Raw genomic sequence first — 13,846 nt, forward strand, 5'->3', positions numbered from 1 at the left:
ATGGCAGTGCGTGCTAGGCATAATTCTTATATTAGCCAACCAATAACTACAGAGCAACATGTACCAGTTAAACAGCAGGGTAGTAAAAGAAAGAAATCTATTATCACGGCAAAAGAAAAAATGTTATACATTGCATTTATTGTGGTGGTTGCAGTTTTGGCAGTGACTATACTACATAAACAAAGTTCAATCCAACAAACAACCATAGAAATACAGAAGATTGAATCAGAAATCACAGAAATCCAAAAACAAAATGTAGATTTAAAAGTTCAAGTTAGTGAACTGTCGACATATGAGAGAATTTGGGAAAAAGCAAAAGCACTCGGTTTAACACTTAATGAGAAAAATGTGAAGGTAGTGCCGGGAGAATGAAAAAAAAGAGATTTCGATTCCAATGGGGAGCCTTTCTAATGTTAGTTATTTATGGAGGGCTCTTTTTTGCATTATTTATCCGTATCTTTTACATTCAGTCATCGGGAACTGTAAATGGACAACAACTAGAAGCAAGAGCAGCCGCCCTCTATGGAAAAGATGCAGTGTTAACTGCTGAACGTGGAAAAATTTTAGATCGTAATGGGGGAATCATCGCAGAGGATACGCTTAGTTATCGATTGGTAGCTGTAGTCAATCCTAAAGCAACTGTGGATGAGGACAAGCCACGTCATGTAATAGACCCTGAAAAAACTGCTAAAGTTCTTGCAAACTATATTTCAATGGAAGAATCAGAGATTTATAAGATTCTAACAAAAAAATTAGCAGATGGGAGAACGCCTTACCAAGTTGAATTTGGTGTAGCTGGTCGTAGTATAAGTCATGAACTAATGACAGCTATTAAAAAAGAAGAACTTGAAGGCATCACTTTTGCAAGCGATTCTACGCGTTACTATCCAAATGGTCCCTTTGCATCGCATTTAATTGGCTTTGCTCTAAAGGAAGAACAAGAGGATGGTAGTTTTCATACAGTAGGGAAAATGGGCTTAGAATATACCTATAACAAAGAGCTGACAGGCAAAAATGGCTCAATGCAATATGAAAGTGATATTTTTGGATACTTACTGCCAAACAGTGAAAAGATGGTCACTCCTGCAGAAAATGGAGATGATATCTATTTGACTGTAGACAAAACAATTCAAAACTTCTTAGAAGAATCAATGACCGATGTTTATAAAGAATACAATCCTGAATCTATGGTAGCTGTAGTGGCCGATCCAAAAACAGGAGAAATTTTAGCTATGTCACAGCGACCTACCTTCGACCCGGATACAAGAGAAGGGCTAGATTCGTGGAATAATATTGTTATCGAGTCAGTAATTGAACCTGGTTCTACGGTAAAAACTTTCACTCTAGCAACAGCGATTGAGACAAATAATTGGCATCCAAACGCTTTCTATCAATCCGGTTCTTACACATTATATGGTGATACTATTCGAGATCATAATCTACGAGGCTGGGGACAGATTACGTATTTAGAAGGTTTCCAGCGGTCATCGAACACGGCTATGGCTAATATGCTAGAGTATATCGGAAACGATACATTAATAGATTACTTTAAAAAGTTTGGTTTTGGTCAAAAGACCGGAATCGATTTACCAGGTGAAGCATCAGGTACCTTATTAACAAATAACCCAATAGAGTATGTTACTTCATCTTACGGACAAGGCTCTACGTTTACACCTATTCAGCTCGTACAAGCAATGACAGCGATTGCAAACGACGGTGAAATGATGCAGCCCTACGTAATTGATAAAATAGTAGATTCTGCTACTGGTGATGTAGTTAAGGATGAGAAGCCAACGGTTAAAGGTAATCCAATATCAAAAGAAACAGCTAAACAGGTACGTGAAATTTTAGCTTCTACAGTTACTTCAGAAGCTGGTACGGCGAAAAGCTTCGCAATAGAGGGCTATGACGTAGCAGGGAAAACAGGAACTGCTTATATTCCAAGGACGGATGGATCGAGAAGTTATTTAACTGGAAACAAAAATAACTATCTATATTCCTTCTTAGGAATGGCTCCAGCTGATGATCCTCAATTGATTGTCTATGTGGCTGTAAAAAAACCAAAACTAGAGGCAACAGAGGTTGGTTCTCAACCTGTTTCAGAAGTATTCACTTCTGTTATGCAAAATAGCTTAAAATATTTAAATATTAACCCTGAAGATGTAGCACAGGTAGAAACAACCAAGATAAAGGATTATATTGGTGAAAGTGCAGAGGGAGCTAAGATCGAGCTAGAGAATGCAGGTGTTACACCAATTATAATCGGTGATGGTGGGGAAATAATTGCTCAGTATCCTGAAAAAGATTTAGCCATTACAAAGGGAAGCCTTGTTTTCTTGAAGACAGAAGGATCAGTTACCTTACCATCCTTTGAAAATTGGTCATTAAGGAATCTGCTCGTATATAAAATGATGTCAGGGCTGTCGATTGAAATTGTCGGTGAAGGATTTGTTGAAAGTCAAAGTGTATCTGAAAACACAGTTATTGGTGAGGGATCTCCAATTGTTGTGCAACTAAGAACGCCAGAGGAAACTTACTCTGCACCTCCAATTGAAGAAGAAACATCATCTGATGGAGAAGAATTACCACAAGACTAATTTCAGATATGCAGTATAAACTCTGGACGAAAAATTCGTTAAGGCGAATTTGATTAAATGTATCCGAATAGAACTTGTCTTTCTTTCATACTTTGTTAAAAACGAGGTGTGAAATTAGCATGAAGTGGATATCTACCATTTCTAAGAATCGGTTAAAGTTAATTGTCTATGGTTTTATATTATTTGGATTGGCTGTTGTTATTCGGTTATTTTATGTTCAAGTTATTCAGCATGATGAGCTAACAGAACTTGCTAAGGAAAACTGGGATAGAGAGATTCCATTTGCGTCTGAAAGAGGAGAAATTGTAGACCGCGACGGGGAAGTTATTGTAACAAATAAATTAGCTCCAACTCTTTATTTTATGCCTGCTCAGAATGATAATATTGAGGAAGCTGCCAAGCAAATTGCTTCAGTATTAGAGCTAGATGAAAAAGAGTTATTTGAGAAAATGAACAAACGAACTTATTTAGTTAAACTTGCACCTGAAGCAAAGAATATTACCTACGAGCAAGCAGTAAAAATTCAAAGCCTCAAAATAGACGGGCTATATAGTGGTGTAGATTATGTCCGACATTATCCTTATGGAGACTTATTATCTCGTTTCGTAGGATTTACTGGCTATGATACACAAGGCCTTGCAGGGATTGAATACCAGTATGATAAGGTATTAACATCTAGAGAAGCTGCGATTCGACTCTTTACTGATGCACAAGGGAATTCCCTACCTCATGTGGACGATGAATGGCGTGAAGGAGATCAAGGTGCAACAGTAGAGTTAACCATTGATCTAGAAGTACAAAAGGTTATAGAGAGAGAACTTTCTCAAGCGATGGAAAAATATGATGCCGATCAAGCATTAGCAATTGCTATGAATGTGAATACTGGTGAGATATTAGGGTTGTCATCCTATCCTACATATGATCCTGCTAATTATAAAGACGTAGATCAATCCATATATAACCGAAATCTACCGGTTTGGATGACCTATGAGCCAGGTTCTACCTTTAAAATTATCACATTAAGTGCAGCACTTGAAGAAGGTGTTGTAGACTTAGAGAAGGATACGTTTTATGACAAAGGCTATGTAATGGTTGAGGATTCTCGCCTGCGCTGCTGGAAACGTGAGGGACACGGGCAAGAAACCTTTTTAGAGGTTGTAGAAAATTCCTGTAACCCAGGCTTTATCGAGATGGGACAAAGGGTAGGCTCTGAAAAGCTTCTGCAATATATTAAAGACTTTGGTTTTGGTGAAGCAACTGGTTCTAACATTCCAGGGGAAGCATCCGGGATACTTTTTTCTAAAGAAGCTTTTGGCCCAGTCGAGCATGCAACGACCTCCTTTGGTCAAGGGATTTCTGTGACACCGATTCAACAGGTGCAAGCTGTAGCAGCTGCTGTAAATGGCGGAAAATTATATAAGCCTTATGTGGTTTCAAAAGTAGTCGATCCAGAAAGTGGCAAAGTAATTCTTAATAATAAGCCAGAATTGAAAAAATCTGTAATTAGTGAGGAGACATCCGCACTAGTTCGTAACGCTTTAGAATCTGTAGTTGCAAATGGTTCTGGTAGAGCAGCCTTCCGTGATGGCCTTCGTATCGGAGGAAAAACAGGTACAGCACAAAAAGTTGTGGATGGTCGTTATAAAGATGGCGAATATATCGTATCATTTATAGGATTTGCTCCTGCAGACAATCCAGAAGTTGTTGTTTATGTGGCTATTGATAATCCAAAAAGCTCAACAGTATTTGGTAGTACGATTGCTGCACCAATCGTTGGTCAAATTATCGAGGACATTGCACCAACAGTTGGAATAGAAGTGAACCGTGAAGGACAGATGGAAAAGCAATATCGCTGGGGAGACCCTATTACAGATCGAGTACCTAACTTAGTAGGCTATTCGGTGGATGAATTAGCGAATTTGCAGTATCCATTTAAAATAGAGATACATGGTGAAGGACAGCTTGTCAAAGCGCAATTACCAGAAGCGGACAATATTCTAGAACAAGATGGGACAATACATCTTTATTTAGACGAAAAAAATTAGTGATTAACTTCTTAGTGTAAACACTAAAATTTGATTTTATAAACAATACTAAAAGAAGAAAGAACAGAAATTAGAGGAGATTTAACATGACAATCGCAACAATAGTAACCATTCTAGCAATTTCATTTATCGTTTCAGTGATTTTGGCACCTGTATTCATTCCATTACTTCGTCGGCTGAAATTCGGACAGAGTATTCGTGAAGAAGGTCCACAATCACATATGAAAAAAGCTGGAACACCAACAATGGGTGGCATAATTTTCTTGATTTCGATAATTGCTACAACGGTAATTGTTGGAAATATATCTGATATCTTTACGACTCAATCTGTCGTAATCATATTAGTATTAGCTGGTTTTGGATTGATCGGATTTTTAGATGATGGTATTAAAGTAATTTTTAAACGTAATTTAGGATTAACTTCATTACAAAAGCTGATTGGTCAAATTATCATTTCAATCGCTGCATTCCTATTATTACGCCTGGGATCTTTTGATACATCAATAAGTGTTCCATTTACAGAGTGGTCTATTGATTTAGGGATTTTATATGTGGGGTTTTTAATCTTCTGGTTGGTAGGCTTCTCAAATGCAGTGAACTTAACAGATGGTTTAGATGGTTTAGTTGCTGGAACAGCATCAATTGCCTTTACTGCATTCGGTGTTATCGCTTTATTTAATGAACAAGCAGATGTTGCTTTGTTTACATTTGCAGTTACTGGTGCACTTTTAGGGTTTTTAATTTTTAATGCCAATCCTGCAAAGGTATTTATGGGAGATACGGGCTCATTAGCTTTAGGTGGTGCCCTTGCCCTAGTATCGGTTTTAGTAAAGGCTGAACTGCTTTTACTACTAATTGGTTTAGTGTTTGTTATTGAAACATTATCGGTAATCTTACAGGTAGCAAGCTTTAAATTACGAGGAAAACGTATTTTTAAAATGAGTCCTATTCATCACCATTTTGAGCTATCAGGCTGGTCTGAACGTAAGGTAGTAGGCGTCTTTTGGTCAACAGCAGTAGTTGTTGCGTTAATCGCAGTCGTATCGGAGGCATTGCTATGATTCAATATACAAAATTACAACATAAGAAGGTATTAGTTCTCGGTTTAGCCAAAAGTGGTGTCGCAGCAGCAGAACTACTCCACGAACTAGGTGCTTTTGTTACGGTAAATGATTCAAAGCCCTTTGATGAAAATCCACAGGCACAGAGCCTTTTGGAAAAAGGGATTACAGTTATTTGTGGGCGTCACCCAGAGGACTTACTAGATGAAGGATTTGAACTAGTTGTTAAAAATCCAGGTATTCCTTATTCAAATCCAATCGTGGATGATGCGGTTAAGCGTGGCCTTCAAGTAATAACGGAAGTAGAACTCGCTTATTTAGTTAGCGAGGCTCCTATAGTCGGAATCACAGGGACAAACGGAAAGACAACGACTACTACTTTAATATTTGAAATGTTAAATAGTGGAGGTAAAAAACCATTAATCGCTGGGAATATTGGGACGGTTGCTTGTGGTGTTGCTGCTAGTGCAAGTAAGGAAAATGTGATTGTTACTGAACTTTCCTCCTTCCAATTAATGGGGACGAAGGAGTTTAAGCCAAAAATTGCAATTTTAACAAATCTTTATGATGCTCACTTAGATTATCATGGTACTTTTGAGGATTATGCAGAGGCTAAATTCAACATTACGAGAAATCAAGATGAAACAGATTGGTTAATTTATAACAGAGAGCAAGAGATTGTTCAGAAGTATGCTGCTAAATCAAATGCACAAAAAGTTCCATTTAGCTCAAATGGACGTTCCAATGAGGGAATTAGTGCAGATGAAACAACGATTTACTGGCAGGGTGAGGCCATTTTAGAAAGAGTAAATATTGCACTACCCGGGAAACATAATTTAGAAAATATCTTAGCAGCACTTGCTGCATGTATTTTATATGGCTGTGAAATAGAAGCGTTAGAAGAAGTGCTAAAAACATTTACTGGTGTTCGGCACCGTACCCAATTTGTTCGTGAATGGAATGGAAGAAAAATTTACAATGACTCAAAAGCGACCAACTGCTTAGCGACAAAGGTTGCTCTAGACGCTTTTACACAGCCAACGATTTTACTGGCTGGTGGATTAGACCGAGGCCACTCCTTTGAGGAGCTGCGAGCATCTATGAAAAATGTTAAAAGTGTTGTAGCATTTGGTCAAACTGGTGAAAGATTTATCGAGTTTGCAAAATCCTGTGGAGTGGAAGAAGCGGTATTAGCAGAGAATGTTGAAGTTGCAGTGCCAAAAGCAGCCTCTATTTCACAAAGTGGGGATGTCATATTGTTATCACCTGCATGTGCAAGCTGGGATCAGTATAAAAGCTTTGAAATTAGAGGCGATTTATTCATTGATGCAGTCATGAAGCTTTAAGTCGCGCTAATGAATAGAATATTTGAACGAATGATCAAACCTAGTGCTTAGAGGTAAAGCTCTAAGCACTGTATTAGATATAAGAGGAAAGGATGCCTTAACTGAAGTTTACTTATAAGAGAATCTTCATAATTTCTGCAATCTTATTGTCATTGATAGGAATCATTTTCATTTATTCGGCCGGTACATATTGGAGCTCTATGCATTATGAAGGGGAGTTACCCTTCTATCTGAAGCAAAGTATTTACTTGATATTAGCTATTGTCGTATTTTTATTTATAACAAATATGCCCATTTTTACCGAGGAAAAGACTTGGATAATACTTTATGTCATTTCGTTATTATTGTTAGTTCTTGTTTTAATACCGGGAATCGGTCTTGTTAGAAATGGTTCACAAAGCTGGATTGGTCTTGGTCCCTTAACGATTCAACCAGCAGAGATAGTGAAAATTACGACCTTGATGTATTTAAGCTTTTTACTAAGTAAAGTAAGAAATGATGAACGTGTTGTTCAGCTAAAGCATTTTTTAATTATTATCATTCCCTGTGGATTAATCATGCTGCAGCCCGATTTTGGTTCTGTTTTCATATTAGTTGTAGCATCATTTATCTTGTTATTCATTGCCAAATATCCGATTAAATTATATGTCGGCTTTATTGGACTAGGTGTCATTGGATTGATTGCCTTAATCGTCTCTGCACCATATCGCTTAAAACGTATCCAAGCTTTTCTCAATCCTTGGGAAGATCCATTAGGTAGTGGGTTCCAAGCTGTTCAGTCTTTACTTGCCATAGGTCCAGCCGGATTACTTGGACATGGCTTCCAAGAGAGTCGTCAAAAGTTTTTATATTTACCAGAGCCTCAAAATGACTTTATCTTTTCTATTATTTTAGAGGAGGTTGGCTTCTTAGGTGGCTGTGTCGTGTTAGCCCTTTTTGCAGTATTTATATACTCAGGGTGCGGATTGGCTGTTCAATCATTGAAGAGTTCAGATTTTTATGCGATCTCGGCTTTAGTTGGAATGGTCGGATTCCAAGCAGCGTTAAATATTGGCGTTGTTATTGGGTTAATACCAGTAACAGGGGTGACCTTGCCATTCATTAGTTATGGTGGTACGTCACTAATGATTATTTGGTTTGTAGTAGCGATTATTGTGAGCTTTGCAAATCGAACCGATATCACGTAAGTTTAACAGTAGTTTTTAAACAAAAATAGTGGAGGAAAGGAGGAGTAAAAATTATGGAAAAGGTAATTGATATTGAAGAAAGAATCCCGACCCTAAGGGAAAAAAGAAGAAAAAGAACAAATTTTAAATTTATCTTCTTACTAGTATTATTTTTAGTAACATTATTTTTACTCCTTTACTTTCAATCTCCGTATAGCGAAATCAAAAAAGTCGAAGTGATTGGTGCTGGGTTAGTAGAGGCAGATGCTTATAAAGAACAAGCTGCTTTACAAACAGGAGATTCGATGTGGGGATTTACTACAAATGATATTGAGGACAAAATCAGCGAATATCATTGGGTGAAGGGTGTAAATGTACAAAGAAAATGGTTAACGACTGTTCAAATTGAAGTGGAAGAGTGGGAAAAGGTTGCTTATATCTCCCTTGATAATAAACTTTACCCTATGCTAGAAAATGGGGATGTGTTAAAGGAAGTAAGTAGTCTTGAGCCAATAGATGCACCATTATTTTTAGAATTTGATGATGAAAAATTGAGAAAAAGATTATTAACAGAGCTTGCAAAGCTAGATCCAACGGTTTTATCGCTTATCTCTCAAATCAATTCAACCCCTTCAAGCAGCGACCCATATGCGGTCACTCTTTATATGAATGACGGGTATGAGGTTCGTGCTGAAGTAACAACTTTAGCAGAAAAGCTAAATTATTATCCTTCCATTGTAGCTCAAATTGAAAGTACAGGAAGCTATGAAAAAGGAATAATTGATATAGAAGTTGGTTCATACTACAGATCTTATCTAGATGAATATGCCCAATTTGATTTTAATATTGATGAATCTGGTGAAGCGGTGATCGAAGAACAGGAAGTGATCGATGATGAAGATACCACTTCAGAGTAAAAAAAATAACAAATTTACAAGAAAGCAGCTCATCATACTAATTGTATGTATCACAACAGGATTTATTATTGGTTATTCGTATAAACTAACAAAAAATCACGAAAAAATTAATAATTCCTATATCGATCAGGAAGAATCCTATAGAGAGGATTTGATTGATCAGCAGGAGAGAAATAAGGAATTAGCTGAAGAGCTTAATGATCTGCAAAATCGCTTAAGAGAATATGAAAAATCCTTTGCGGAAAATGAAGTGGAATATGAGCATTTAATAGAAGAGGCTGAAAAATTACGGTTGTTGCTAGGGATAATTCCGGCACAGGGAGGAGGTATTCAGGTTACATTAAAGGATAATGAATATAACCCGAATTCCACAAATCCAAATGAATACATCGTACATGAAAGCCATGTTTTATCAGTTATCAATGAACTGAAAATTTCAGGAGCAGAAAGTATTGCTATTAATGGACAAAGGTTAAAATCGAATTCATATATCAGATGTAATGGCCCGGTTATTACAATTGATGGAAAGCAATATCCAGCACCATTTGTAATCGAAGCAGTTGGTGATTCTAAAACCCTTGTATCATCTTTAAAAATTGTTGGTGGAGTTTTCGACCAATTACTGAGTGATAATATTGTTGTGACAATCGAGGAAAAAAATCTAATACAAATGCCTTCAATAAATGATGAGGCGTAAAATTATTCGAGGACAAGCCTATAACGTTTAGGAGGGGAACCGATGACAAACAAAATAGTTACCAGAATAACGATTATATCATTTATTGTAGGTATTATGATTTCTGTACAATATAATACGGTTCAGAACCCGACTACAAGGGACACACGGGATATTTGGGCTATTAGGCAGGAATTGTCACAGGAAAAAGAAAATCACTCAGAACTATTAAGAGAAATCGCAAATTACAACGAATTTGTTGAACAATATGAAGATAATGATACAAATAACCAAGCTGTTTTATTGAATAACACGGTAGAGGATCTCAAACGTCAAATTGGTTTATTATCAGTAGATGGTCCAGGGCTTGAATTAGAAATTACTCCTGCTGCTGAATTAATCCAATTTGGTTATGAGATTGAACCTATTTCACCTGATTTATTAATTCGATTAGTTAATGAAATTTACCGATATGATGGCCTTTATATTGAAATTAACGGACAACGGCTTACTCATACATCAGCAATTCGAGACATTAATGGTGTCACAACCGTAAATAGTGTTCCAATCGATGACGCAGAAATTACCATCAAAATTATCACTGAAACCTTCGAAAAAGCTGAAAAACTATATGGTTACTTATACGCTTCGACATTTAGGGATGATTTCTATCTCGATAACTTAAATTTAAGTATCAACGAAGCGCAAAGAGCTATTACCATTGCAGAATTTGATGGAAAATTATCAACAGATTATTTAGTTGAAAACAACGAAGGGGAATAACTATGTGGTTACCATTATTAGGGTTAATATTAGGCTTGAGCTTAGGTTTGTTAACCGATATACAAATTCCTGCTATTTATGAAAATTATTTATCAATTGCTGTTTTAGCAGCATTAGATACTTTGTTTGGTGGGATTCGAGCAAATTTACAGCAAGTGTATGACGACAAGGTATTTTTATCAGGTTTTTTCTTCAATATAGCCCTTGCAGCTGGACTAGCATTTTTAGGTGTTCATCTAGGTGTTGACCTTTATTTAGCTGCCATTTTTGCCTTTGGTGTCCGGTTATTCCAAAATATTGCAGTCATTCGACGAATTTTGATAGTAAAATGGGAAGAGAGACATATAAAAAAGGATGAAAATACAGTATAATAGCTGTAAAATGATATCGTATATATGATTTTATTTAGACATTACTATGGAATTACAATAGAATAAAATATAGTAGGAAACGAAGGAGGTGCGGAAGTGATGAATCACCAGGATATTTATATATCACTAGATATTGGTTCATCTTCTATTAAAGTTTTGATAGGAGAGATTACAGATAACCAATTACACGTAATTGGTGTTGGTAATGTAAAATCGAACGGTATACGTAAAGGCGCAATCGTTGATATAGATGCTACAGTACAATCCATTAAAAAAGCAGTTGAACAAGCGGAACGTATGACTGGAATTAAAATAAACGAAGTAGTTCTTGGTATACCCGCAAATCAAACAACACTTCAACCAGTAAAAGGTGTAGTAGCTGTTAATAGCGAAAACCGTGAAATTACTGATGAAGACTTAGACAGAGTAATTGAATCCGCACAAGTGATGTCAATTCCACCTGAAAGAGAACTTGTAAATCTTATCCCTCGACAATTCATTGTTGATAATCTTGATGAAATCAAAGATCCACGAGGTATGATTGGTATTCGTTTAGAAATGGATGCTACAATGATTACAACTTCAAAAACTTTAGTTCATAACGTTTTACGTTGTGTTGAACGAGCTGGGCTGCAAATTAGAGAAATCTATTTACAACCATTAGCTGCAGGATTCTTTGCCTTAACAGAGGACGAGAAAAACCAAGGAACAGCATTTATCGATCTTGGAGGCGGTTCCACAACGGTTGCAGTTTTTGAAGAAGGTTTATTAACAAGAACAGGTGTTATCCCAGTTGGTGGCGAACATATAACGAAAGATTTATCAATTGTTCTTAAAACTCCAACTGAACAAGCAGAAATCATTAAGAAGCAGTTTGGACATGCATTCTATGAAGATGCTTCAGACGATGAAATTTTTGAAGTACCAGTTTCTGGCACAGATGCAATGGATCAATATAGTCAAAAATTCATTTCAGAAATTATCGGTGTCCGTCTTGAAGAATTATTCGAACTAGTCTTAGATGAATTAGCTCGTTTAGGTGTTCGCGATTTACCTGGTGGAGTAGTCCTTACAGGTGGTGTTGCTCAGCTAGAGGGAATTGCACAGCTTGCTCGTCAAGTTATGCAAACACGTGTAAGAATTTATACTCCAGATTATATAGGAGTTCGTGAGTCAGCTTATACAACTGCTGTAGGTTTAATACGCTATGCACATTCAGAGGATGAATTTTATGGTAGAAGTCCAGTTCAAACACCTGCATATGCAACGGTCGGTGCTGGAGCAACGCCTCCAAAAAAACAATCAAATACAGTAGAAAAAGAAAGCAACAATACAAACAAAACAAGCGTAATTAATAAAGCTAAGAAACTATTCGATAAGTTTTTTGAATAATAATTCAAGATTTGTGGCAGGAGGAGAAACTATGTTAGAATTTGATACGAATATAGACCAACTAGCTAACATCAAGGTCATTGGTGTCGGCGGTGGCGGTAACAACGCAGTAAATCGAATGATTGAGCATGGTGTACAAGGTGTTGACTTTATCGCTGTAAACACAGATGCACAAGCTTTAAATCTATCAAAAGCAGAATATAGATTACAGATTGGTAATAAGTTAACAAGAGGTCTTGGAGCAGGTGCAAACCCTGAAGTAGGTAAAAAAGCAGCTGAAGAAAGTCGTGAGCAACTTGAAGAGGTACTTCGAGGCGCAGATATGGTATTCGTAACTGCTGGTATGGGTGGAGGCACTGGAACAGGTGCAGCACCAGTTATTGCTTCTATTGCACGTGATTTAGGAGCGTTAACTGTCGGTGTAGTAACACGTCCATTCTCTTTTGAAGGCCGCAAACGCCAAACACAAGCAATCGGCGGTATCGGAGCAATGAAAGATGCTGTTGATACATTAATCGTAATTCCAAATGATAAATTATTGCAAATTGTAGATAAAAGCACGCCAATGCTTGAAGCATTCCGTGAAGCAGATAATGTACTTCGCCAAGGGGTACAAGGTATCTCTGACTTAATCGCAACTCCGGGTCTAATTAACCTTGACTTTGCCGATGTAAAAACAATTATGTCCGACAAAGGTTCAGCATTAATGGGAATCGGTATTGCAACTGGTGAAAACCGTGCAACAGAAGCTGCGAAAAAAGCAATTTCAAGTCCATTGCTTGAAACTTCAATCGATGGCGCTAAAGGTGTTATCATGAACATCACAGGCGGATCAAACTTAAGCTTATTTGAAGTACAAGAAGCAGCAGATATCGTTGCATCAGCTTCAGATGAAGAAGTAAACATGATCTTCGGTTCGGTTATCAACGAAAGCTTAAATGATGAAATTATTGTTACTGTTATTGCAACAGGTTTCTCTGACGATATCCTAACTCAGCCACAACGTTCAAATACGAATCGCACAATGGGTACAATGCGCGGTGGACAAGCTCAGGCTCAACCACAAGCACCAATTCGTGAACGTGCACAAGAACAACAACAACCAGTGCAGCAGCACCAACAAGAGCCTCAAAGACAGGTTCAACAACAGCAGGATGATGTATTAGAAATCCCAACATTCTTACGCAACCGTCGCAACCGATAAGACAGCGCAGTAAGAGATAAATCGATATAAAAAGAAGCCGTCTCATTAAGTTGAGACGGCTTCTTTTTTGATTTTAACGAGGATATCATAGGGGGATTGAGGGATTGAGGGATGAAGGATGATTGGAGATGGAGATTGGAATTGGATGCGATTTATATGGGAGATGAAACGCGTTAGGGGACGGAGATAGGAGTGGAATGCGTTTCATGTAGGTGATGAAACGCGTTAGGGAGTGGAGATAGGAGTGGGATGCGTTTCATGTAGGTGATGAAACGCGTTAGGGGACGG

At 37.4% G+C, this 13,846-nt stretch carries 12 protein-coding genes; all 12 read left to right on the top strand.

Annotated features, from left to right (window positions below):
* The 12 genes from ftsL (at position 1) to ftsZ (ending at position 13,558) form a co-directional block, all read left to right on the top strand.
* The gene (gene ftsL, locus BJ095_RS06555) at positions 1 to 372 is read left to right on the top strand and encodes a cell division protein FtsL (protein ID WP_107933839.1); all 372 of its coding nucleotides are present in this window, start codon (positions 1 to 3) and stop codon (positions 370 to 372) included.
* A complete protein-coding gene (locus BJ095_RS06560; protein WP_181417980.1) occupies positions 369 to 2,597 on the top strand; it encodes a penicillin-binding protein in 2,229 nt (742 codons plus the stop codon). The genes ftsL and BJ095_RS06560 overlap by 4 nt, the downstream gene beginning before the upstream one ends.
* Before the next feature lie 119 nt (positions 2,598 to 2,716).
* Positions 2,717 to 4,642 (top strand): stage V sporulation protein D, encoded by a 1,926-nt coding sequence (locus tag BJ095_RS06565; protein ID WP_107933841.1) that lies wholly within the window; start codon positions 2,717 to 2,719, stop codon positions 4,640 to 4,642.
* An 86-nt stretch (positions 4,643 to 4,728) separates the two neighbouring features.
* Positions 4,729 to 5,703 (top strand): phospho-N-acetylmuramoyl-pentapeptide-transferase, encoded by a 975-nt coding sequence (gene mraY, locus BJ095_RS06570; RefSeq protein ID WP_107933843.1) that lies wholly within the window; start codon positions 4,729 to 4,731, stop codon positions 5,701 to 5,703.
* Positions 5,700 to 7,049, top strand: a complete 1,350-nt coding sequence (murD, locus tag BJ095_RS06575) for a UDP-N-acetylmuramoyl-L-alanine--D-glutamate ligase (RefSeq protein ID WP_107933845.1) — start codon at positions 5,700 to 5,702, stop codon at positions 7,047 to 7,049. The genes mraY and murD overlap by 4 nt, the downstream gene beginning before the upstream one ends.
* Positions 7,050 to 7,150: 101 nt before the next feature.
* Positions 7,151 to 8,236, top strand: a complete 1,086-nt coding sequence (locus BJ095_RS06580) for an FtsW/RodA/SpoVE family cell cycle protein (RefSeq protein WP_235867599.1) — start codon at positions 7,151 to 7,153, stop codon at positions 8,234 to 8,236.
* A gap of 53 nt (positions 8,237 to 8,289) precedes the next feature.
* On the top strand, positions 8,290 to 9,132 hold the full coding sequence (locus tag BJ095_RS06585; RefSeq protein WP_107933849.1) for a cell division protein FtsQ/DivIB: 843 nt from the start codon (positions 8,290 to 8,292) through the stop codon (positions 9,130 to 9,132).
* Positions 9,110 to 9,829, top strand: coding sequence for a DUF881 domain-containing protein (locus BJ095_RS06590; protein ID WP_107934057.1), 720 nt, complete (start codon positions 9,110 to 9,112; stop codon positions 9,827 to 9,829). The genes BJ095_RS06585 and BJ095_RS06590 overlap by 23 nt, the downstream gene beginning before the upstream one ends.
* Positions 9,830 to 9,871: 42 nt before the next feature.
* Entirely contained in the window at positions 9,872 to 10,591 is a 720-nt protein-coding gene (locus BJ095_RS06595) for a DUF881 domain-containing protein (RefSeq protein WP_107933851.1), read from the top strand.
* A 2-nt stretch (positions 10,592 to 10,593) separates the two neighbouring features.
* Positions 10,594 to 10,962 carry a small basic family protein gene (locus BJ095_RS06600; protein ID WP_107933853.1) on the top strand — a complete coding sequence of 123 codons (369 nt, stop codon included), beginning with the start codon at positions 10,594 to 10,596 and terminating at the stop codon, positions 10,960 to 10,962.
* Positions 10,963 to 11,061: 99 nt separating this feature from the next.
* Positions 11,062 to 12,354 (top strand): cell division protein FtsA, encoded by a 1,293-nt coding sequence (ftsA, locus tag BJ095_RS06605; protein WP_107933855.1) that lies wholly within the window; start codon positions 11,062 to 11,064, stop codon positions 12,352 to 12,354.
* 31 nt (positions 12,355 to 12,385) lie between these two features.
* Positions 12,386 to 13,558 (top strand): cell division protein FtsZ, encoded by a 1,173-nt coding sequence (gene ftsZ / locus BJ095_RS06610; RefSeq protein ID WP_107933857.1) that lies wholly within the window; start codon positions 12,386 to 12,388, stop codon positions 13,556 to 13,558.
* Positions 13,559 to 13,846 lie beyond the last annotated feature (288 nt).

The organism is Ureibacillus chungkukjangi, from assembly GCF_003217295.1.
GTDB lineage: Bacteria > Bacillota > Bacilli > Bacillales_A > Planococcaceae > Ureibacillus > Ureibacillus chungkukjangi.